Here is a 22,750-nt window from a genome sequence, read left to right on the forward strand (position 1 = left end):
TCAACAACACGCTAATTCAAAATTCAATCGGGCTGGCACTTCACCGCGCTCGCTGTCCAGTGGCAGGAATCGAATGGCATAACGGCTTTTATGGCCTGAAACCTGCGGGTACAGCGCATCTTCGAGGGTGAGCTGGAGACGCAACAAATCCGAACCTTCGGCATTATCCTGGTAAAAACCGTTCAGGCTGGTTTGATGGCGAAATACGCCTGACTGACGCACCAGATCGAGGATCATGGTCAGACTATTGCGCAGAGGAACCAGTGACGCTAGCCAGCCGTTAACCTGCGAATCCCGCTGGGACTGCTGCTGGTGCAGCCAGATATGCAGGCTCGGCAAATCAAAACTGCAGCAGCCACCAGGAATGCTCAATCGCTGGCGTACCAATCCAATCAACCGATCTTCGCGCAACTGCTGACCCATACGTGGTGCCGCATTCAGCTCGCTGGATTGCTGTTTTAATCGATCACGCAGGCTGCTGACGGTGTGTTCGTCCACACCAGGCACATCAAGCCAGGCGCGAAGTTTCTGCTGCTGGCGCTCCAGCTCTTTCAATAGCTCGGTACGCATATCACCGCGCTCAAAGATATCTAACAGATCACCAATGATGCGAAATACCCCTAATGCAGAGACGGAATTCACCACAGGCACCGTTTCATGCAGTTGGTTAAGTAATGACTCCACGCGCAGCCATGTGCGCATCTTCTCATTCAGCGGGTGTTCAAACAGAACGACTGTACTCATGATGTTAATCCTGTCCGGTTGCTGCCAGGCGTAAATAACGCTGGTGAAGTTCAGCAACGCGCGGCAACGCCTGCTCGGGCGTACCACTGTTATCGATGATGTCATCCGCACAGGCCAGACGCTGCTCGCGGCTGGCCTGTGCGGCAAGAATATTTTTTGCCTGGCTAAGTGTGATGCCATCACGCTGCTGAGTACGCCGCAACTGCGTAGCTTCATCCACATCAACCACCAGAACCCGGTCAGCCTGATGCTGTAACCCGTTTTCCACCAATAGTGGCACCACCCATAACACATAGGGTGACGTTGCCAATAATTTTAGCTGCTGCGTACGGGCATTGATAAGAGGATGAAGCAGCTGATTTAGCCAGTTTTTTTCTTTCGGCTGCTGAAAAATAATCTCGCGCAGCCGTGCCCGATACAACGCTCCTTCGGCGGTCAATATTGACTCACCATGGCGTTTAACGATCGCCTGCAGGGCGGGTGAACCAGGTTCAACCACTTCTCGTGCAATCACATCAGCATCAATAATATCAACGCCTAGCGCGGCGAAAGCGTTGGCAATGGTGCTTTTACCACTGCCAATTCCTCCGGTGAGCGCAACGGTAAAAGGCATAGCGTTCTCTCAAAATTGTCTTCATTGGGCGACCATCAGCCGCAATAAGATGAGAGCATGATCACAATCAATTTTCTCAGCTAAATTTAAGGGATTGTAGCTTAAATAAAGTGAAATTCGCAGTCTTGTCGCGGAACGAATGGCGCGTATGATAACGACACTGGAGCCGTGAGCGCTACCCGAACTGCGGTTCGTCGTCACTAACCAGGACACTCAGCTATGCGTATTGAAGAAGATTTAAAACTGGGCTTTAAAGATGTTTTGATCCGCCCCAAACGCTCCACCCTGAAAAGCCGTTCTGAGGTTGAACTCGAACGCACCTACGCTTTCAAGCATTCAGGTCTGCACTGGACCGGCGTTCCGGTGATTGCCGCCAATATGGACACCGTGGGCACATTCACCATGGCCGAAGCGCTGGCGGGCTTCAATGTTCTGACTGCAGTGCATAAACACTACAGCGTGGAAGCCTGGCAGGCATTTATCCAGCGCGTACCGGCTGCAGTGCTCGGGCATGTGATGGTGTCATCCGGTACCTCCGAAGCCGATTTCAGTAAACTCACCGCGATTCTCGCCCTATCGTCACAGCTCAATTTCATCTGCATTGATGTTGCCAATGGTTACTCCGAGCACTTTGTTGAGTTCCTGCAACGAGTGCGTGAAAGTTTTCCAGGCAAAACCATCTGCGCGGGTAATGTGGTGACCGGTGAAATGGTCGAGGAGCTGATTCTTTCTGGCGCAGATATCGTCAAAGTCGGCATTGGTCCCGGTTCTGTCTGCACTACGCGAGTCAAAACCGGCGTCGGCTACCCGCAACTGTCTGCGGTGATTGAGTGTGCAGATGCGGCGCATGGCCTCGGCGGCCAGATCGTCAGCGATGGCGGCTGTTCGGTGCCGGGTGATATTGCGAAAGCTTTCGGCGGCGGGGCAGATTTTGTCATGCTCGGCGGCATGCTGGCGGCGCACGATGAGTGCGAGGGGAACGTCGTCGAAGAGCAGGGCGAACAGTTTATGTTGTTCTATGGTATGAGCTCTGAATCCGCGATGAAACGCCATGTCGGCGGTGTTGCCCAGTATCGTGCTGCAGAAGGGAAAACCGTTCGTCTGCCACTGCGTGGCCCGGTGGAGGACACCGTGAAGGATATCCTCGGCGGCCTGCGTTCGGCCTGCACTTACGTAGGGGCAGCACGCCTTAAAGAACTGACAAAGCGCACCACGTTTATTCGTGTGGCGGAACAGGAAAATCGGGTATTCACGCGCTGATGGCTAATGGCTAATGGCTAATGGCTAATGGCTAATGGCTAATGGCTAATGGCTGATGGCTGATGGCTGATGGCTGATGGCTGATGGTCGATTATCGATGGTTGAAAGTTGAAAGTTGAAAGTTGAAAGTTGAAAGTTGAAGGTTGAAGGTTGAAGGCTGAAGGCTGAAGGCTGAAGGCTGAAGGCTGAAGGTTGAAGACAGGTGCGCACCGCGCGCACCTGTCAACGAATCGCATCGCCTAAGCCAAATACCGGCAGATACATGGCAATCACTAACGTCCCGACAATTCCACCGATCACAATCATCATCAAGGGCTCGAGCGAAGCCGCCAGTGCATCAGCCCTCATCAGCGTTTGTGCTTCATGCCACTCCGCTAATCGTGCCAGCATGACATCCAGCGCCCCCGCTTCCTCACCGACCCGGATCAGTTGTGCACAGAGTGCGGTGAAAAGCAGATGATGCTGCATAGCCTGATGCAGTGGTGAGCCGCCAGCGATATGCCGCTGTAACGCGATAATCGCTTCACGCCACAGTGGCGATCCCAGCGTGACCTCAACGGCTTGCAGGCTTTGTAATAAAGTGAGTCCGGCCTGCTGCGTTAATTGCAGGACGGCGTAAATCTGGCTGAGCTGACCACCGCGCCAGAGTGTTGAAAGTAACGGCAGACGCAATAGCCAATGATGAACACGTATTTGCCAGTGCACGGAACCACGGTAAAGCCACCTTGCGCCGAACAATATGCACATTATCGTTAGCGCCAGGGGGATCGCCGCCTGTTGTAAAAACGCTGACAGACTCATCACGGCGGCGGTGAAGGCGGGAAGGGGGGCATCAAAACTGGCATATACGGAGACAAATTCGGGCAGCACAAACAGCAACATGCCCGCACTCACCGCCAGCGCTACCAGCAAGATAAACAGTGGATAGCGCAGAGCTTTAACCACTTTCTGTCTCAAGTGCTGTTGCTTGCTTTGCTGTACCGCCAGCTGGCGACAGCATTCATCGAGCTGACCGGTGAGTTCACCCACTTCCATTAATGCCGGAAACAGCGCAGGGAAGATCTGCGGCCAGGCGCGAAGTGCAGATGAAAATGCCTCTCCGGCCATGACCCGACGTTGCAATTCATTAAGCAGTTCGCGCCAGCCAGCATGCGGGTGCCCCTCAGCCAGCAAGGTCAAACTCTCCGCTAGCGGCAATCCTGCCTTGAGCAAGGTAGCCAACTGACGAACAAGGTCAATTTTGTGCTGCCACTTCCAGTCACGCGTGCGCCAGCATTGTCCACGCTGCCAGCTAACCGGCAGCATACCGCGATCTGAGAGTTGCTGCAGGAGCACTTCCTGACTGGCAACTAATGAGGTTCCTTGCCGTAACGCACCCTGGGTGTCCAGCGCCTGCCAGCGATAATGGTAGAGATTAGCCATCCTCCAATCCCACAACCCGCTGAACTTCTTCAAAGGAGGTGTCACCGCGACTCACAGCCTCCAACCCGGCGGCGAGCAGGGTTTTCATCCCGCCTTCACTGGCCAGTGAGATAATGTGCTCCAGCGGCATGTCAGCTGAAATCGCGTTTTGTAATTTGTTACTCATCGGCAGCACCTCAAATAATGCCAGACGCCCGTAATAGCCCGAGAAGCAGTGGTCACAGCCTGGGGCGCGCCAGGTTTGTAAGGTGCCAGGCCAAATGTCGTGTGGCAGATGTGCAAGGGCCTGTGCTGGCTGGCGGCAGTGCTCGCAGAGCCGTCGTACCAGACGCTGCGCGATGACTAACTGTAAGGCCGGGCCGAGCAAGTAACCGGGAATATCCATCTGTCGCAGACGAGTGAGTGTTTCCGCCGTCGAATTGGTGTGCAATGTTGATAGCACCAGGTGCCCGGTCTGCGCCGCTTTAACGGCAATGCTGGCCGTTTCGGCATCGCGGATTTCACCCACCATAATCACATCCGGATCTTGTCGCAGCAGAGCCCGCAGTACACGGTTAAAATCGAGCCCGCTACGCGGTTGGATTTGCGTCTGGTTAATGCCCTCCAAAGGAATTTCAACGGGATCCTCTACACTGCAGACATTTTTATCCGGCACATTCAGAGCGCTTAATCCGCTATAAAGAGTGAAGGTTTTACCGCTGCCGGTAGGCCCGGTGACCAGTATCAGTCCCTGAGGTTTAGCCAGCGCGTGCTTCAGTAACCGGAGTTGGGCAACCGGCATGCCGAGTTTATCCAGTGTGATCGCGCTGTTTTCACTTTGCAGCAGTCTCACCACGGCTTTCTCACCGTGACTAATGGGTAAAGTAGAGAGGCGAAATGCGGCCTGTTGATCGTCAAGGTTCAGTGTGAATTGCCCATCTTGTGGCAAGCGACGCTCGGCGATATCCAGCCCGCCGAGGATTTTCAGTCTGGCAAGCACCGCAGCCGTTGGTGCATCTGGCAAATGTGACAGCTTGTGCAAAACACCATCAATACGAAATCGGACGCGTAACCCCTGCTGCTGAGGTTCAAAATGCACGTCAGAAGCACGGCGTTGGATCGCCTGACGCAAAATCTGTTCAACGGCATTAATCGCTGTTTCGGTGGCGGCCGGTTCGTGTAACTTCGCTGAGTCATCAGGGTTGTGCAGGAGTTGCTCCAGTCGTGCCGCAGGCCAGCACTCGACTTCGACTTTGCACTGGCTGGCGAATTGCAGGGCTTCCAGCAGCAGCGGATCGGGCGTCTCGGCTACTGCGACGCGCAGTGATGTGGCGTCATGCTGAAGCATCACAGCCTGGTAACGTGCACATAATATCTGTAGTGGGGTGTTGGGCTGTGGCATCAGCGCGTGTCCTTATCGGTGAAGCGGAACTGTTCAAGGCAGCTGTCACGCAGGCTGGCATTGGTACTGGTGCAACTGCGTTGCCAGTCCAGAGTGCCTTCCGTGGTGTTCCATATTGGTGTCATTTCCACACTCAACCCGGTAAGACTCTCCTGACCCGTTAAGGTGATTGCGCCATTCACGACGCTGAGCGAGGCCACATAGCGCGAACCTTTGGCAGCAGGAATCCCGCCTGTGCCCGCCTGGCACTGAGTGGGGCCGCCACGTTCAATTGCGCAGAGTTCCACGGCGGTTTTATAAGGCACCATGGTTTGCAGCATGTCGGTCAGCGCGGCGCGTTGTAGATAATTTTGGTAGCTGGGCAGGCCAATAGCACTAAGAATGGCCACAATGCCAATCACTATCATCAATTCGATGAGGGTAAAACCTTGTTGTCTATCCATTATTCAGCTCCTGGTTGTGGAGCGGCTAAGGTAGAAAACGGCGTCAGAAAGCGATAGTGAGACTGTTTAACGCTGGAAGGCAGGATGTAATGAATCGCAGCGTTTGCAGAAGAAGTAACAGTAAACGGGAAGATAACTCACAAACCGCCGCGCAGAGGCGGCGGTAAGAGGAGGGAAATTAGTGTTCTCGAAAACGCATGGAGAGATCCATAGCGCGCACATGCTTGGTCAAAGCGCCCACCGAAACGAAGTCGACGCCCGTTTTAGCTATCTGCGGCAGTGTTGCTTCCGTGACGTTACCGGAAACTTCCAGCAGGGCACGTTTGTCGGTGAGAAGGACGGCTTCATGCATCATCTCGAAGCTAAAGTTATCCAGCATGATAATGTCGGCACCGGCATCAATCGCATCCTGCAGTTCTTGCAGGCTTTCTACCTCAACTTCAACCGGTACATCGGGATCCAGCCACAGCGCTTTCTCAACGGCTTTGCGAACCGAACCGCTGGCGATAATATGGTTTTCTTTGATCAGGAAGGCATCGGAAAGACCTAGCCGATGGTTACTGCCGCCGCCGCACAATACGGCATATTTCAGCGCTGTACGCAGGCCTGGCAAGGTCTTGCGTGTATCCAGCAATTGCGTTTCGCTGCCATCGAGCAACTCGACATAATGACTGACTTCTGTGGCTACGCCGGAAAGCGTTTGTACGAAGTTCAATGCGGTCCGCTCAGCGGTTAAGAGCAGACGAGCCGGGCCTTTTAATTCGAACAGCAGCTGATCAGCCACCACGGGCTGGCCGTCTTCAACATGCCAGATAATCGCGACTTTGTTACCCAGTTGGATGAACACTTCTTGTACCCAGCGTTTACCACAAAAAACACCGGGTTCACGCGTGATGATCTGTGCTTCGGCCTGTTTTTCTTCCGGTAAGAGTAGGGCAGTGATGTCACGGTCAGCATCCACCTCACCACCTAAATCCTCCTGAAGTGCGCGCGCAACGGCTTCGGGGATGTCCTGTTCAATACGCTTAATCAGTTCCTGACGACGATGATCGGGATCGTAACGACGCGATGCCATGCTTATGCCACTCCATTAATCGGATTTAACTGCGCTCACCTTAGCCTGATTTATGGCCTATTGCCAGTCGTGATAGCTGAAATGTTTAGTATCCTTAACATCTATCGCCGTTCGCATTAAGTCACAAGCCGAAAAGGGGAAACATGTTATTCTCAGCCTGATTTTGCCTGGGATTTAGAGCATGAAACTGGAAGATGGCTGGATCACCAGCGCGCGCAAAGTGCCCTCGCCGCACTTTAATCAACGACCGGAAAATGAAATTCCCTCGTTGCTGATTATTCATAACATCAGTTTGCCTCCGGGTGAATTTGGTGGCCCGTGGATTGATCAATTGTTTACCGGGACCTTGCCGCCGGATGCCCACCCCTATTTTGCCGATATCGCGCAGCTGCGCGTGGCGGCGCACTGCCTGATTCGTCGTGATGGTGAGTTGGTGCAGTATGTTTCGTTTGATCAGCGTGCCTGGCATGCCGGTGTGTCGCAATTTGCCGGGCGAGAAAACTGTAATGATTTCTCAATGGGCATTGAGCTGGAAGGCACGGATACGTTGCCGTATACCGACGCGCAGTATAAGACCTTAAAAAAGGTCACGGCCTTGTTGCTTAAGCACTATCCGCTGACGCTGGAACGCATCACCGGACACAGCGATATCGCGCCACAGCGCAAAACCGATCCAGGCCCCGCATTTGACTGGATACGCTATAAAGAGTCTATCAGGCAGGAGAATCCCTGAAACAGCAGGAGCAGGTATGACGTTGTTTAGCTTGTTATTAGTGTTAGGTTGGGAACGCCTGTTTAAATTGGGTGAGCATTGGCAACTGGATCATCGTCTGGAGCCGCTGTTTCGCGGACGCCAGCGATTTTCACTGTTGCGCACAGTGGTGATGACCCTCATCGCGATGCTGATTGTCTGGCTGCTGGTGTGGAGCCTGAAAGGCATTCTGTTTGGCGTGGCACAACTGGCATTCTGGATTGTGGTGGGCTTGTTGTGTATCGGCGCAGGTTCTGTGCGTCTGCACTATCATCGCTACCTGAAAGCCGCCAGCCACGATGATGAAGCGGCGCATCAGGCCATGGCAGCGGAACTGACACTGATTCATGGTGTACCCGTTGAGTGCAGTGAGCGTGAGTTTTTGCGTGAGCTACAAAATGCGCTGATTTGGATTAACTTCCGCTTTTACCTCGCGCCACTGTTTTGGTTTGTGGTGGGAGGGCCTTACGGCCCTGTGCTGCTGGTGGGGTATGCCTTCCTGCGCGCCTGGCAGAGTTGGCTGGCAAAACACCATTCTCCACTGGAGCGCGCGCAGTCAGGTGTAGACAGCATACTGCACGTGCTGGACTGGATACCGGTGCGTCTGGCGGGGGTGGCTTATGCGCTGTTAGGCCATGGTGAGCGGGCATTGCCTGCGTGGTTTGCCTCGCTAAGCGATCGGCATCGTTCGCAATATCAGGTGCTGACCAGTCTGGCGCAGTTCTCGCTGGCGCGCGATCCGCATATGGATAAAGTGGAAACGCCACGGGTGGCCGTGGCGCTGGCGAAGCGGATATCGTTAGTGCTGGTGGTCGTGGTCGCGCTGCTGACCATTTACGGCACGCTGGTGTGATCGGCTGGCGGTACACCGAAATCCGGTGTGCCGTCTTCACGCCATTCGATGTACTTCAGTCGTGTATGACGGTTCGGATCCCATAACGGATCGCCTTCAATTTCAGTGTAATTCCGTGCGTGATACACCAGCACATCCCTGCCTTTTTCGTCCCGCGTAAAGCTGTTATGCCCCGGCCCATACTGTTGATTTTCCCAACTGGTGGTGAAGACTGGACGCGCAGATTTCTGCCAGGCAGTGCTGTCGAGGGGATCGGCCATCATGTCGATGCTGAGTATTCCCAGACAGTAATTCTCATCAGTTGCGCTGGCGGAATAGGTGACAAACAGCCGATCGCCGTGCTGAATAACCGCTGGGCCCTCATTGACGCTAAAGCCTGCACACTCCCACTCATACTCCGGCCGGCTGAGCATCACCGGTGCGCTTTTCAGCGTCCAGGGATTCAGCAATTCCGCGAGATAGAGATTGGAATTGCCCGGAATAGCGGGATCCTTCTGTGCCCACAGATACCAGTTTTTGCCCTGATGCACGAAATGCGTCGCATCGAGCGAAAAAGAGTCGATTGGGGTAAACACACGGCGAACAGGTTGCCAGTGGCCGGAAAGCGGATCGTTGTCATCACACACCAGCGCATACATGCGATGCTGAAACAGACCATCTTTGATGTCGCGCGTTGGGGCAGCAGCAAAGTAAATCACCCATTGCCCATTGATATGATGCAGTTCGGGTGCCCAAATCAACGCACTGAACGGTCCGGTATCGGGTTTACGCCACACCGTCACCGCTTCGGCCTCAATCAGGCCGTTCAGCGTGTCAGCGTGACGAATTTCGAGTCGGTCATACTCTGGCACCGATGCCACGAAGAAGTAGCCTGCGGCATGACGCAGGATAAATGGATCGGCGCGTTGGGTAATAAAGGGATTTGGCCAGCTCATTTGATCTCTCCAGGTTGCGGGGTGACAGTCAGTGAGGCAGGGGATAATTCACGTGCGTTGGCACGGCGTAGCGCAAGATCATCCTGAATGATGCGCATGAGTTTGCGATCCACCTTCAGCAAGCGCACCACACCGGCGGTGATCAGATAGCCGACACCGGGAATCACGGTAAACAGCAGCATGATGCCGTTGATGGCCGAAGGCTGTTGCTGTTGAGCGCTTGCGTCATATCCATAAATCGAGAGCAGGAAACCGACCATCGCGCCAGCCACAGCCAGGCCGACTTTCAGGAAGAACAGATTGCCGGAAAAGCTCATACCGGTGATACGTTTCCCCGTTTTCCATTCGCCATAATCATCGACATCCGCCATCAGCGACCAATGCAGTGGCGACGGGATTTGATGCAGGATATTAAGCAGGAAGTAAGCGACAACCACTGCCACTGTCGCGTGAGGATCAATCCAATAGAAACCGCAGGAGAAGAGTGCCAGCGCGATATTGGTCCAGAAAAACACCTTCAGCTTGCACCAGCGGTCGGTGAGGATTTTTGCCAGCGTACTGCCGAACATCATGCCAATCACACCCAGGCTAATAAACAGCGTGGCAAAATGCGTGGATTGCCCCATCACCCAGGTAACGTAATACATGGTGGCGGCCATGCGGATAAAGCCGGGACAAACATTGCAGAAGGTGAGGAGGAGAATGCGCACCCATTGATCGTTCTTCCAGACGTCACGCAGGTCTTTCTTCAAATCATCATTACTGGGCGCGGCTGGACGAATACGTTCGCGTACCGTGGCAAAACAGAACAGGAACATCACCAGACCTATCAGCGCCAGCACGCTCATCGCCATCTGATACCCGCGCGCTTTATTGTCACCGCCAAACCACTCGGCCATCGGTAGCAGTGATAGCGACAGAATCAGTGTCGCCACGCCAACCATCACAAAGCGGTAAGATTGGCAGGACACACGCTCACCGGGATCGTTGGTAATCACACCGCCCAACGAGCAGTAAGGAATATTGATGGCGGTGTAGGTGAGCGACATCAGGAAGTAGGTGACAAAGGCCCAGATAACTTTGTTGTCATAACTCCAGTCTGGGGTGGTGAACATCAACACGCTGAACAGCACATAGGGTACGGAAACCCACAGTAGCCACGGGCGGAATCGTCCCCAGCGGCTTTGAGTACGATCGGCGATGGCGCCCATAATCGGATCGGTGACCGCATCCAGCACGCGAACAGAAAGTAGCAGTGTACCGACCAGCGCAGGCGCAAGGCCAAACACATCGGTGTAAAAATAGTTAAGGAAAAGCATGATCGCGCCGCCGATCATATTACATCCGGCATCGCCCATGCCGTATCCCAGTTTCTCTCTGAATGAGAGTGCTGCGCCTTTCATTGTTCGTCTCCAGCGACAAGGTGAGACGAAATTATCAGCGTTAAATCAGTAACCTGCTGGGGAACAATTGGTCACGTAGATGGACAAAACAGGTGGGCGTAGAAAAGTGTGAGGCAGATCAGAAGTGTTGCCCGGCGACGGCGCGCCGGGCAAGGGCATACATTAGGCTTTTTGCACTTTATTTTTGATGGTGTAACCCACAGCCAGGATAATGATCCAGACAGGAATCAACCAAACAGAAATCGCCATACCCGGTGTGATCGCCATGATCACCAGTACTGCCGCCATGAAGGCCAGGCAGAGCCAGTTACCAAACGGATAGAGCACCGCTTTAAAGCGCGTAGTCACACCCTGCTGGTCTTTCTTCTTGCGGAATTTCATGTGTGCCAGGCTGATCATCGCCCAGTTGATCACCAGCGCAGAAACCACCAGTGACATCAGCAGGCCAAACGCTTCACCCGGCATCAGGTAGTTGATCAGGACGCACAGCGCTGTGGCGACTGCAGACACCAGAATCGTAGCAACTGGCACGCCGCGTTTATCAACATTGAGCAGCGCTTTTGGCGCATTGCCCTGCTGCGCTAAGCCGAACAGCATACGGCTGTTGCAATACACGCAACTGTTATAGACCGACAGCGCGGCTGTCAGGATCACCACGTTCAGGGCATTCGCCACCAGTGCATCACCCAATTCATGGAAGATCAGCACGAACGGGCTGGTCTCTTCGGTGACGCGCGTCCATGGCAGCAATGACAGCAACACTGCCAGTGAACCAATATAGAAAATCAGGATACGCCACAGTACCTGGTTAGTGGCTTTCGGGATGCTCTCTTGCGGATTGTCAGCCTCAGCCGCCGTGATACCCACCAGCTCAAGACCACCAAACGAGAACATAATGATCGCCATCATCATCACCAGGCCGGTCATACCGTGTGGCAGGAAACCACCCTGGCTCCATAGGTTGGTTACGCTGGCCTGCGGGCCGGCGTTGCCGCTGAACAGCAGCCAGCCGCCGAACAGGATCATGCCGATAACCGCGACAACCTTGATGATCGCGAACCAGAACTCCATTTCCCCGAACACTTTAACGTTGGTCAGGTTGATGGCGTTAATGACGACGAAGAAGATCGCCGCACTGGCCCAGGTAGGGAATTCGGGATACCAGAATTGGATGTATTTACCGACCGCACTCAGTTCGGCCATCGCGACCAAAACGTACAGCACCCAGTAGTTCCAGCCTGAGGCAAAACCGGCAAAGTTGCCCCAGTATTTGTAAGCGAAGTGGCTGAAGCTGCCGGCTACCGGCTCTTCCACTACCATTTCACCTAACTGGCGCATAATCAGAAAGGCAATGAATCCTGCAATTGCATAACCGAGAATCACGGCCGGGCCGGCCGATTTAATCACTGATGCGCTGCCCAGAAACAGGCCAGTACCCACGGCACCGCCCAGCGCAATCAGCTGAATATGGCGATTTTTCAGGCCGCGGTGCAGCGATTCGCCATGCTGTTGTTCCATACAAACCTCGTGATGTTGTTATTGTGCACCTGCAGTGCGCGCACTGTAAGGCTGTTTTACGCAATGTATTCTTTTCTTTACGGTATTTGGCGTGCTGTGTGCATGCTGAAACTACCATGGCGACCAGAATAGTGATAAGCGCGCCGCTTTGCACCTGCTTTTGCTTTTTGTGCTGAGAGATGGCTGAAAAAGCAGCACTATCCACTAGGTATCGCTCGCGCTATTTCTGACATGAAAAATCAATAAACACGAATAGCTTTCCCTTATGGTTGCCTGTAAGGCTTAGGGCTAACTCAGTGTAAGGTTTGGTAAAAGTGAAATCTGTTAACAATTCACTTACGTAGCAAATATATGCCTTTATCACGGTAAGTTAGCGCGCTGTAACAGCGATATACCCCGGAAGTGTGATGCCTGCCATATAGACACAAGGTGAATACTTTGTTACTTTACGGGCACCATTTTTCAATTGGTATTACCAATTTACTCCGGACGTTTTCACAATAAGAAGGGAAGATGGCTTACAGTAAAATTCGCCAACCCAAGCTCTCCGATGCGATCGAGCAACAGTTGGAGTCTCTCATTATGGAAGGGACGCTCCAGCCAGGTGAAAAGCTTCTCCCCGAGCGCGAACTGGCGAAACAGTTTGATGTCTCACGTCCATCCCTGCGCGAAGCAATTCAGAGCCTGGAAGCCAAAGGCCTGCTGCTACGCCGTCAGGGCGGTGGTACCTTCGTGCAAACAAATCTCTGGCAAAGCATGAGCGATCCCTTAGTCAGCCTGCTTGCCGAACATCCAGAATCCCAGTTTGACCTGCTGGAAACCCGTCACGCACTGGAAGGTGTTGCTGCCTATTATGCGGCGCTACGTGGCACGGATGAAGACTTGCAGCGTATCCGCGACTGCCATGTTCACATCCAACAGGCGCAGGACAGCGGCGATCTGGATGCCGAAGCAGATGCAGTGATGAAGTATCAGATCGCTGTCACAGAAGCCGCCCATAATGTGGTGCTTTTACATTTGCTGCGTTCCATGGGCCCTATGCTGGAACAAAACGTCCGTCAGAATTTCGAATTGCTTTACGCTCGCCGGGAAATGCTGGCGAAAGTGAGCGGTCACCGCGCCAGTATCTTTGAGGCGATTGTGGCTCGTGAGCCAGAACAAGCACGCGAGGCATCCCATCGTCACCTGGCGTTTATTGAGGAAATCTTGCTGGATAGAAGTCGGGAGCAGAGCCGTCGTGAACGCTCCCTGCGTCGTTTACAGCAACGTAAGGAATAACGCACGGCAACGAACGTGCGGACATAAACGACGGGCCTGTCTTACTTGTGCTGTGAACCAGAAGCAAAGCACAAGCAGACAGGCTCCTGATAATTCAACGTATTAGACACAGATAAGGAACACACCCCATGTCAGAACGTTTACAGAATGACGTGGATCCGATCGAAACTCGTGACTGGCTACAGGCGATCGAATCGGTCATCCGTGAAGAAGGTGTTGAGCGCGCGCAGTATCTGCTTGATCAGGTATTGAACGCAGCACGCAAAGGTGGCGTGAAAGTGGCTGGCGGTGCGTCGGCTATCAGTAACTACATCAACTCTATTGCTGTTGAAGATGAACCGGACTATCCGGGCAACACCTCTCTTGAACGTCGTATCCGTTCCGCAATTCGCTGGAACGCCATTATGTCGGTCCTGCGTGCATCGAAGAAAGATCTGGAGCTGGGTGGTCACCTCTCATCTTTCCAGTCTTCTGCCACCATTTATGAAGTGTGCTTCAACCACTTCTTCCGTGCGCGCAGTGATAAAGACGGCGGCGATCTGGTTTACTTCCAGGGCCATATCTCTCCAGGCATCTACTCACGTGCTTTCCTTGAAGGCCGTCTGACCGAAGAGCAGATGAACAACTTCCGTCAGGAAGTGCACGGTAAAGGTCTCTCGTCTTATCCGCACCCGAAACTGATGCCTGACTTCTGGCAGTTCCCAACCGTTTCTATGGGCCTGGGTCCACTGAACGCGATCTATCAGGCGAAGTTCCTGAAATATCTGGAACACCGTGGCCTGAAAGACACGTCTAACCAGACCGTTTACGCCTTCCTCGGTGATGGCGAGATGGATGAGCCAGAATCTAAAGGTGCGATCACCATCGCCACCCGTGAGAAGCTGGACAACCTGGTGTTCATCATTAACTGTAACCTGCAGCGCCTTGATGGCCCGGTTACCGGTAATGGCAAAATCATCAACGAGCTGGAAGGCATCTTTGCCGGTGCTGGCTGGAACGTGATCAAAGTGATCTGGGGCGCACGTTGGGATGAACTGCTGAAGCAGGACACCAGCGGTAAACTGATCCAGCTGATGAACGAAACCGTTGATGGTGACTACCAGACCTTCAAATCCCGTGATGGCGCGTACGTGCGTGAGCACTTCTTCGGTAAATACCCGGAGACCGCAGCACTGGTGAAAGACTGGTCAGACGAAGAGATCTTCGCCCTGAACCGTGGTGGTCACGATCCGAAGAAAATCTACGCGGCACTGAAAAAAGCGCAGGACACCAAAGGTCAGCCGACCCTGATCCTGGCCCATACCATCAAAGGTTATGGTATGGGTGACACTGCGGAAGGTAAAAACATCGCGCACCAGGTGAAGAAGATGAACATGGATGGCGTTCGCTACATCCGTGATCGCTTCAACGTGCCAGTGGCTGACGATCAGATCGAAAGCCTGCCGTACGTAACCTTCGAGAAAGGTTCTGACGAATATAACTACCTGCACGGTCAGCGTGAGAAGCTGGGTGGCTACCTGCCAACCCGTCAGGCAGAGTTCAGCGAGAAGCTGGAAATGCCAACGCTGGAAGAGTTCAAACCGTTGCTGGAAGAGCAGAACAAAGAGATCTCGACCACCATCGCGTTTGTACGTGCCCTGAACGTGATGCTGAAGAACAAGTCGATCAAAGATCGTCTGGTGCCAATCCTTGCGGATGAAGCACGTACCTTCGGTATGGAAGGTCTGTTCCGTCAGATTGGTATTTACAGCCCGAACGGTCAGCAGTACACCCCGCAGGACCGTGAGCAGGTTGCTTACTATAAAGAAGACGAGAAAGGCCAGATTCTGCAGGAAGGGATCAACGAGCTGGGCGCAGGTTCATCCTGGCTGGCGGCGGCGACCTCTTACAGCACCAACAACCTGCCGATGATTCCGTTCTACATCTATTACTCAATGTTCGGTTTCCAGCGTATTGGCGATCTGATGTGGCTGGCGGGCGACCAACAGGCGCGCGGCTTCCTGGTCGGCGGTACCTCAGGTCGTACGACGCTGAACGGTGAAGGTCTGCAGCACGAAGATGGCCATAGCCACATTCAGTCGCTGACTATCCCGAACTGTATCTCTTACGATCCGTCTTACGCGTACGAAGTTGCGGTCATCATGCAAGATGGTCTGGTGCGTATGTACGGCGAAGCGCAGGAAAACATCTACTACTACATCACCACGCTGAACGAAAACTACCACATGCCTGCGATGCCGCAGGGTGCGGAAGAGGGTATCCGTAAGGGTATCTACAAGCTGGAAACTGTAGACGGTAGCAAAGGCAAAGTGCAGCTGCTGGGTTCAGGTTCTATCCTGCGCCACGTGCGCGAAGCCGCACAGATCCTGGCGAAAGACTACGGCATCGGTTCTGACGTTTACAGCGTCACCTCGTTCACTGAACTGGCGCGTGATGGCCAGGATTGTGAGCGCTGGAACATGCTGCACCCAACTGAAGCGCCTCGCGTGCCGTACATCGCTCAGGTAATGAACGAAGCGCCAGCTGTTGCCTCAACGGACTACATGAAGCTGTTCGCAGAACAGGTTCGCAGCTACGTACCTTCAAGCGATTATCGCGTACTGGGTACTGATGGCTTCGGTCGTTCAGACAGCCGCGAAAACCTGCGTCACCACTTCGAAGTGGATGCATCGTATGTTGTGGTTGCTGCGCTGGGTGAGCTGGCTAAACGCGGCGAAATCGATAAGAAAGTGGTGGCGGAAGCAATCACCAAATTCAGCATCGATGCCGATAAAGTTAACCCGCGTCTGGCTTAAGAGGTAAGAGAGTAATGGCTATCGAAATTAACGTACCGGATATCGGGTCAGACGAAGTTGAAGTCACCGAAATCCTGGTGAAGGTGGGCGACAAAGTTGAAGCTGAACAGTCGCTGATAACCGTGGAAGGCGATAAAGCCTCAATGGAAGTGCCTTCGCCACAAGCGGGCGTCGTCAAAGAGATCAAGATCGCGACCGGTGACAAAGTGAATACCGGTTCACTGATCATGATCTTCGACGCTGAAGGCGCGGCCGCTGCCCCTGCAGCAGAAGAGAAAAAAGCCGAAGCCGCTCCGGCGCCTGCTGCTGCGGCAGTAAGCAAAGAAGTGAACGTGCCTGATATCGGCGGTGATGAAGTTGAAGTCACCGAGATTCTGGTGAAAGTTGGCGATAAAGTTGAAGCTGAACAATCTCTGCTTACCGTTGAAGGCGATAAGGCTTCTATGGAAGTGCCAGCACCGTTCGCGGGCGTGGTGAAAGAGATCAAAATCGCTACTGGCGATAAAGTGAATACCGGCTCGCTGATCATGATCTTCGAAGCCGAAGGTGCTGCACCGGCTGCGGCCCCAGCTGCGAAGCAGGAAGCGGCTCCCGCTGCGGCCCATGCTGCTGCGGGTGGCGCGAAAGACGTCAACGTGCCAGACATTGGCGGCGATGAAGTTGAAGTCACCGAAGTGCTGGTCAAAGTGGGCGACAAAGTCACCGCTGAGCAGTCACTGATCGTGGTTGAAGGCGACAAAGCGTCAATGGAAGTGCCTGCGCCATTCGCCGGTACCGTGAAAGAGCTGAAAGTGTCTACCGGCGATAAAGTCAGCACCGGTTCACTGATCATGGTGTTCGAAGTAGAAGGCGCTGCGCCTGCTGCTGCGGCACCTGCGGCGAAACAGGAAGCGGCTCCAGCGCCGGCGGCAGCGAAACCTGCCGCTGCACCAGCAGCAAAAGCTGACGCGAAAGGTGAGTTTGCTGAGAACGACGCTTACGTTCACGCGACCCCGGTGATCCGTCGCCTGGCGCGCGAGTTCGGTGTGAATCTGGCGAAAGTCAAAGGCACTGGCCGCAAAGGGCGCATCCTGAAAGAAGACGTGCAGTCTTATGTGAAAGATGCGGTGAAACGTGCGGAAGCCGCTCCGGCTGCTGCAGCGAGCGGCGGAAGCCTGCCAGGTCTGCTGCCTTGGCCGAAAGTGGACTTCAGCAAATTTGGTGAAGTCGAAGAAGTGGAGCTGGGCCGCATCCAGAAAATTTCGGGTGCTAACCTGAGCCGTAACTGGGTGGTTATTCCGCACGTTACGCACTTCGATAAAACCGATATCACCGATCTGGAAGCGTTCCGTAAGCAGCAGAACGCCGAAGCGGAAAAACGTAAGCTGGATGTGAAGTTCACCCCTGTGGTGTTCATCATGAAAGCCGTTGCCGCTGCGCTGGAGCAGATGCCGCGTTTCAACAGTTCACTGTCTGAAGATGCACAACGACTGACGCTGAAGAAATACATCAACATCGGTGTGGCGGTTGATACGCCAAACGGTCTGGTGGTTCCAGTGTTCAAAGATGTGAACAAGAAAGGCATCACTGAACTGTCACGTGAGCTGATGGCGATTTCTAAGAAAGCGCGTGATGGCAAGCTGACCGCTGGCGATATGCAGGGCGGTTGCTTCACCATCTCCAGCCTTGGTGGCCTGGGCACCACGCACTTCGCACCTATCGTGAATGCGCCAGAAGTGGCGATCCTCGGTGTGTCTAAGTCTGCGATGGAGCCGGTGTGGAACGGTAAAGAGTTTGAACCGCGTCTGATGATGCCAATCTCACTCTCCTTCGACCACCGCGTGATCGACGGTGCTGATGGTGCGCGCTTTATCACCATCATCAACAACACACTGTCCGACATTCGCCGTCTGGTGATGTGAAGTTAACCAAGGCCGGCAAATGCCGGCCTTGTTGTAAGCATTCGGAGTTGCCGCGGTTGGCAGTTTATTAACAATTCTGTAAACTCTTGCGGTGAAATGTCCCGGTGGATTTAGGGCATGCAGAGCCTGGGATAGGCTCTACGTCTGGCCGCCGGCAATCTAATAAGAGGTCATGATGAGTACAGAGATTAAAACTCAAGTCGTGGTACTTGGGGCAGGTCCTGCAGGTTACTCTGCAGCCTTCCGTTGCGCTGATTTAGGTCTGGAAACCGTAATCGTTGAGCGTTACAGCACCCTCGGTGGTGTTTGTCTGAACGTGGGCTGTATCCCGTCAAAAGCGCTGCTTCATGTTGCGAAAGTGATCGAAGAAGCCAAAGCACTGGAAGAGCACGGCATCGTGTTTGGCCAGCCGCAAACGGACATCAACAAGATTCGTACCTGGAAAGAGAAGGTCATCACTCAACTGACTGGCGGTCTGGCCGGTATGGCGAAAGGCCGTAAAGTGAAAGTGGTTACCGGTCTGGGTAAATTTACCGGCGCGAACACCCTGGTAGTGGAAGGTGAGGGTGGCGCAACCACCATCAACTTCGATAACGCGATCATCGCTGCGGGCTCTCGCCCAATCGAACTGCCTTTCATTCCACACAACGACCCACGCGTGTGGGACTCTACAGACGCGCTGGAACTGAAAGAAGTGCCTAAGCGTTTGCTGGTTATGGGCGGCGGCATCATCGGTCTGGAAATGGCCACCGTGTATAACGCGCTGGGTTCAGAGATCGACGTGGTTGAGATGTTCGACCAGGTTATCCCTGCTGCCGATAAAGACGTGGTGAAAGTCTTCACCAAACGTATCAGCAAGAAATTCAATCTGATGCTGGAAACCAAAGTGACCGCTGTTGAAGCGAAAGACGATGGTATCTACGTATCAATGGAAGGTAAAAAAGCCCCGGCTGAAGCACAACGTTATGACGCAGTGCTGGTAGCAATCGGCCGCGTACCAAACGGTAAAGGCCTGGATGCCGGTAAAGCGGGCGTGGAAGTGGACGACCGTGGTTTCATCCGCGTCGATAAGCAACTGCGTACCAACGTGCCGCACATCTTCGCTATCGGCGATATCGTCGGTCAGCCAATGCTGGCGCACAAAGGTGTGCACGAAGGCCACGTAGCGGCAGAAGTGATTTCTGGTCTGAAGCACTACTTCGACCCGAAAGTGATCCCTTCAATCGCCTATACCGAGCCAGAAGTTGCCTGGGTTGGTCTGACCGAGAAAGAAGCCAAAGAGAAAGGCATCAGCTACGAAGTTTCCACCTTCCCGTGGGCCGCTTCTGGTCGTGCAATCGCTTCTGACTGCGCAGACGGCATGACTAAGCTGATCTTCGACAAAGAGACTCACCGTGTCATCGGTGGTGCGATTGTCGGTACCAACGGCGGCGAGCTGCTGGGTGAAATCGGTCTGGCGATCGAGATGGGCTGTGATGCAGAAGACATCGCACTGACCATTCACGCGCACCCAACCTTGCATGAGTCAGTGGGTCTGGCGGCTGAAGTGTTTGAAGGTAGCATCACTGACCTGCCAAACCCGAAAGCGAAAAAGAAATAATTTTTCGTGCTAAATAAAGAAACGGCTCCTTAATGGAGCCGTTTTTTATTACGGGTTCTATTTAATTAAAACGATAAATAAGGCGCTGGAGCTAACGCATAAGCCCTGCCGGAAATAGCAGGGGCGAACCCCTGCTATTGAAGTTTTACTGCTTAACTTCGTAAGCCATTACCGCAGATAATTCAGCAGCGAATATCTTAAATCGTAACTCACAAAGTGTATTACGATTCACCAGGCACAACACGAATAACATGAGCCCGCCGATAATCAGCTTGCTGAATGATAACTTCATAATCACTTACTCCTTGCATTAGCATGAGCAAGCAACTACCCTAACATTGCTTATGTGTATCTGGGTAGTTGCCTGCTCGTGCGGTTGATGAAAATTGACCGCATGAGTTTCTCCTTCCACAACCCACCTCAATTGATAATGCTTGAGGCAGATTGCCTCAAGCGCCCGCAGGCAGTCTACGCGATTTCCTTTTTATTTCACGTTTAAATTATCTTTAATTTCAATTAAATTTATCGGTTTTATTGTTCGCCTTTAGTTAAAGGTGTTAGGTGTTGCCTTAATTAATTTTCAATATTTTTAATCCAGTCAATAAAATGCCTGAGCGGTGCGGAAAGGTATTTCCTGCTGGGATAATAGAGCCAGAACCCTTCCTCAACCTGGGTATAATTAGCCAGTATTTCAACTAATTCCCCTTTGGCTAAAGCCGTGTGGACGGCATCCTGATGCAAAAAGGCGATGCCTAATCCGGCGCGAGCCGCTTGCAGAATGCGCTCGTTATTATCCAGCACCAATGAGCCTTTTACCGCCACTTCCTGTTTGCGCCCATCCTGCCAAAATTCCCAACGATAACGACGTCCGCTGGGAAAGCGTCTTTCAATGCAGGGAAACTGCAATAGCTCTGCCGGGAACTGCGGAACGCCATGTTGCGCAAGAAAAGCCGGGCTGGCCACCGCCAGTGCCCGCATCGGCTTGCCAAAGGGCACGGCGATCATATCCTGCGCCAGCACATCGCCATAGCGCACGCCCGCATCAAAACCGCTCTCAACGATATCGACCAGTGCGTCATTGCTGTCGAGCTCTAGCGTAATCTCCGGGTAGCGTTGCACAAACGGCAGTATCAGGGATTGAAAAAACAGCGCCTCCGCGGAACGCGGCATGCTGATGCGCAACACACCACGAGGATCGCTACGCCAGTCATTCAGTTCATCCACCGCTTGTGAAAGATCGGCCAATGCAGGCTGGATGCGCAGCAAAAATCGCTCGCCGGCTTCGGTCAGTGCCACCTTGCGCGTGGTGCGATGTAGCAGCCGTACTCCTAAACGCGCTTCAAAATTGCGCATGGCGTGGCTCAGGCTGGAGGGCGTCACGTTACGCTCCTCGGCGGCTTTGCGAAAACTCAGATGCTGCGCGATAGCGGCAAACATCTCCAGTTCCTGCATTGATGCACGATAGTTGTTCATTGCTGAATTCCATTCACTAAATCAACGAAAATCGCGCAATTGTTGCTGCGATTGCTGAGGCTTATAACATTAACACCGTAAGCGAAGAGGATAAATCAATGCAACAGCGTCAATTAGGCAGTCAGGGATTACAGGTTTCAGCGTTAGGATTAGGCTGCATGGGCATGAGCTTTGCCTATGGTCAGAATGATGAGAAGCAGGCGTTGAATACGCTGGCACGTGCGTTTGATCTCGGTGTCAATTTCCTCGATACCGCTGAAGTTTATGGCCCCTTCACCAATGAAACGTTGCTGGCTAAAGCAATCAAAGGCCGCAGTGATATCAAGGTCGCCACCAAGTTTGGTTTCCGCATCACCGATCATGGTGAGGGCTGGGAGCGTATTACCGGTGCCAATAGCGAACCGGCGCATATCCGCCGCGCCGTGGAAGGTTCACTCCAGCGACTCGGTGTCGAAACCATTGAATTGCTGTATCAGCATCGTCTTGATCCGGCCGTGCCGATAGAGGATGTGGTAGGCGTGATGGCGGATCTGGTGCGTGAAGGGAAGGTGAAGTATCTCGGCTTATCCGAAGTCTCATCCGCCACTTTACGCCGCGCGCAGGCGGTGCATCCGATCTCCGCCCTGCAGAGTGAATACTCGCTGTGGACGCGCGATCCAGAGCAAGAGCTTCTTGCGACCTGCCGTGAGCTGAATATCGGATTTGTCCCTTACAGTCCGTTAGGCCGAGGTTTCCTCACCGGCAAATTCCCGGCGGCGGCCACGCTGGCGGACGATGATTTTCGTCGCTCCCTGCCGCGTTTCCAGCAGGACGCACAGGCGCATAACCAGAAGTTAGTGAATCAGCTCTCAGAGATGGCTGCAGGTTATGATGCGACGGCAGCACAACTGGCGCTGGCATGGGTGCTGGCGAAAGGTGAGGATATTGTGCCGATCCCTGGTGCCAGTAAAATTGCCAATCTGGAACAAAACTGTGCTGCGGCTGCTCTCACCATTCATTCGGCAGATATTCAGGCCCTGGATACGCTGTTCAATCCAGAAAACATTCAAGGTGAGCGCTACAACGAAAGCGAGTTCACCCTGGTCGATCGCTAATTTCTAGCTCTTAAAACACAAAAAAGCGGGCTCAGGTGGCCTGCTTTTTTGTGTGATCGCGCTCAATCTCCAGATAAATCTGCTAAATAACGCACGGATGTTGCTTTTTTGTAAACAGATTAACAATCAGCCGAAATGCTGCTATGCTGGCCGACGCGGAACCGGGCACCTCACCCTACTGTTTGACAGCTCAAGGGGTGTACCGGAAAGC

19 protein-coding genes are annotated in these 22,750 nt (G+C 53.5%); 8 read left to right on the forward strand and 11 right to left on the reverse strand.

Annotated elements, in window-relative coordinates; all coding sequences use genetic code 11:
* Together zapD and coaE are read right to left on the reverse strand one after the other, a co-directional pair.
* Positions 1 to 744, reverse strand: coding sequence for a cell division protein ZapD (zapD, locus tag ACCW76_RS11040; protein WP_034829657.1), 744 nt, complete (start codon positions 742 to 744; stop codon positions 1 to 3).
* A 4-nt stretch (positions 745 to 748) separates the two neighbouring features.
* Positions 749 to 1,357 carry a dephospho-CoA kinase gene (gene coaE / locus ACCW76_RS11045; protein ID WP_038649058.1) on the reverse strand — a complete coding sequence of 203 codons (609 nt, stop codon included), beginning with the start codon at positions 1,355 to 1,357 and terminating at the stop codon, positions 749 to 751.
* A 219-nt stretch (positions 1,358 to 1,576) separates the two neighbouring features.
* Between coaE and ACCW76_RS11050 the strand changes: the two genes are divergently transcribed.
* Positions 1,577 to 2,617, forward strand: coding sequence for a GMP reductase (locus tag ACCW76_RS11050; protein ID WP_436338544.1), 1,041 nt, complete (start codon positions 1,577 to 1,579; stop codon positions 2,615 to 2,617).
* Between the two features lie 222 nt (positions 2,618 to 2,839).
* Here the strand turns inward: ACCW76_RS11050 and hofC are convergent, their stop codons facing one another.
* From hofC to nadC, 4 genes are all read right to left on the reverse strand, one after another.
* Complete coding sequence (hofC, locus tag ACCW76_RS11055) at positions 2,840 to 4,039, reverse strand: protein transport protein HofC (protein ID WP_436338545.1); 1,200 nt, start codon at positions 4,037 to 4,039, stop codon at positions 2,840 to 2,842.
* The gene (gene gspE / locus ACCW76_RS11060) at positions 4,032 to 5,420 is read right to left on the reverse strand and encodes a type II secretion system protein GspE (RefSeq protein ID WP_436338546.1); all 1,389 of its coding nucleotides are present in this window, start codon (positions 5,418 to 5,420) and stop codon (positions 4,032 to 4,034) included. Before gspE ends, hofC begins: the two co-directional genes overlap by 8 nt.
* Positions 5,420 to 5,863: a prepilin peptidase-dependent pilin gene (gene ppdD / locus ACCW76_RS11065; RefSeq protein WP_200537435.1), complete on the reverse strand. Its 444-nt coding sequence runs from the start codon at positions 5,861 to 5,863 to the stop codon at positions 5,420 to 5,422. The genes gspE and ppdD overlap by 1 nt, the downstream gene beginning before the upstream one ends.
* A 178-nt stretch (positions 5,864 to 6,041) precedes the next feature.
* A complete protein-coding gene (gene nadC, locus ACCW76_RS11070; RefSeq protein WP_436338547.1) occupies positions 6,042 to 6,938 on the reverse strand; it encodes a carboxylating nicotinate-nucleotide diphosphorylase in 897 nt (298 codons plus the stop codon).
* Between the two features lie 181 nt (positions 6,939 to 7,119).
* On the opposite strand from nadC, the gene ampD reads away from it, so the two are divergent.
* Both ampD and ampE read left to right on the forward strand, forming a co-directional pair.
* A complete protein-coding gene (gene ampD, locus ACCW76_RS11075) occupies positions 7,120 to 7,671 on the forward strand; it encodes a 1,6-anhydro-N-acetylmuramyl-L-alanine amidase AmpD (RefSeq protein ID WP_045816802.1) in 552 nt (183 codons plus the stop codon).
* Positions 7,672 to 7,687: 16 nt separating this feature from the next.
* On the forward strand, positions 7,688 to 8,542 hold the full coding sequence (gene ampE / locus ACCW76_RS11080) for a beta-lactamase regulator AmpE (RefSeq protein ID WP_436338548.1): 855 nt from the start codon (positions 7,688 to 7,690) through the stop codon (positions 8,540 to 8,542).
* On the opposite strand, the gene ACCW76_RS11085 is transcribed toward ampE, so the two are convergent.
* The 3 genes from ACCW76_RS11085 to aroP form a co-directional block, all read right to left on the reverse strand.
* Positions 8,524 to 9,477 carry a glycoside hydrolase family 43 protein gene (locus tag ACCW76_RS11085; RefSeq protein ID WP_436338549.1) on the reverse strand — a complete coding sequence of 318 codons (954 nt, stop codon included), beginning with the start codon at positions 9,475 to 9,477 and terminating at the stop codon, positions 8,524 to 8,526. The genes ampE and ACCW76_RS11085 overlap by 19 nt on opposite strands.
* Positions 9,474 to 10,880, reverse strand: a complete 1,407-nt coding sequence (locus ACCW76_RS11090) for a glycoside-pentoside-hexuronide (GPH):cation symporter (protein ID WP_200537438.1) — start codon at positions 10,878 to 10,880, stop codon at positions 9,474 to 9,476. The genes ACCW76_RS11085 and ACCW76_RS11090 overlap by 4 nt, the downstream gene beginning before the upstream one ends.
* A gap of 162 nt (positions 10,881 to 11,042) precedes the next feature.
* A complete protein-coding gene (gene aroP / locus ACCW76_RS11095; RefSeq protein ID WP_436338550.1) occupies positions 11,043 to 12,398 on the reverse strand; it encodes an aromatic amino acid transporter AroP in 1,356 nt (451 codons plus the stop codon).
* A 513-nt stretch (positions 12,399 to 12,911) separates the two neighbouring features.
* On the opposite strand from aroP, the gene pdhR reads away from it, so the two are divergent.
* The 4 genes from pdhR (at position 12,912) to lpdA (ending at position 19,972) form a co-directional block, all read left to right on the forward strand.
* On the forward strand, positions 12,912 to 13,676 hold the full coding sequence (gene pdhR / locus ACCW76_RS11100; RefSeq protein WP_034829622.1) for a pyruvate dehydrogenase complex transcriptional repressor PdhR: 765 nt from the start codon (positions 12,912 to 12,914) through the stop codon (positions 13,674 to 13,676).
* Positions 13,677 to 13,804: 128 nt separating this feature from the next.
* Positions 13,805 to 16,471 carry a pyruvate dehydrogenase (acetyl-transferring), homodimeric type gene (gene aceE, locus ACCW76_RS11105; RefSeq protein ID WP_034829620.1) on the forward strand — a complete coding sequence of 889 codons (2,667 nt, stop codon included), beginning with the start codon at positions 13,805 to 13,807 and terminating at the stop codon, positions 16,469 to 16,471.
* Positions 16,472 to 16,485: 14 nt separating this feature from the next.
* A complete protein-coding gene (gene aceF / locus ACCW76_RS11110) occupies positions 16,486 to 18,372 on the forward strand; it encodes a pyruvate dehydrogenase complex dihydrolipoyllysine-residue acetyltransferase (RefSeq protein ID WP_436338551.1) in 1,887 nt (628 codons plus the stop codon).
* A gap of 175 nt (positions 18,373 to 18,547) precedes the next feature.
* A complete protein-coding gene (gene lpdA, locus ACCW76_RS11115; protein WP_038650261.1) occupies positions 18,548 to 19,972 on the forward strand; it encodes a dihydrolipoyl dehydrogenase in 1,425 nt (474 codons plus the stop codon).
* 145 nt (positions 19,973 to 20,117) lie between these two features.
* Here lpdA and ACCW76_RS11120 read toward each other — a convergent pair whose 3' ends face one another.
* Together ACCW76_RS11120 and ACCW76_RS11125 are read right to left on the reverse strand one after the other, a co-directional pair.
* Positions 20,118 to 20,264: a Hok/Gef family protein gene (locus ACCW76_RS11120; RefSeq protein WP_436338552.1), complete on the reverse strand. Its 147-nt coding sequence runs from the start codon at positions 20,262 to 20,264 to the stop codon at positions 20,118 to 20,120.
* Between the two features lie 281 nt (positions 20,265 to 20,545).
* Positions 20,546 to 21,445 carry a LysR family transcriptional regulator gene (locus ACCW76_RS11125; protein ID WP_436338553.1) on the reverse strand — a complete coding sequence of 300 codons (900 nt, stop codon included), beginning with the start codon at positions 21,443 to 21,445 and terminating at the stop codon, positions 20,546 to 20,548.
* A 98-nt stretch (positions 21,446 to 21,543) separates the two neighbouring features.
* On the opposite strand from ACCW76_RS11125, the gene ACCW76_RS11130 reads away from it, so the two are divergent.
* Positions 21,544 to 22,539, forward strand: a complete 996-nt coding sequence (locus ACCW76_RS11130) for an aldo/keto reductase (protein WP_436338554.1) — start codon at positions 21,544 to 21,546, stop codon at positions 22,537 to 22,539.
* The last annotated feature ends 211 nt before the right edge of the window (positions 22,540 to 22,750 follow it).

Source organism: Pantoea sp. C8B4, assembly GCF_051336905.1.
Classification (GTDB): domain Bacteria; phylum Pseudomonadota; class Gammaproteobacteria; order Enterobacterales; family Enterobacteriaceae; genus Pantoea; species Pantoea rwandensis_B.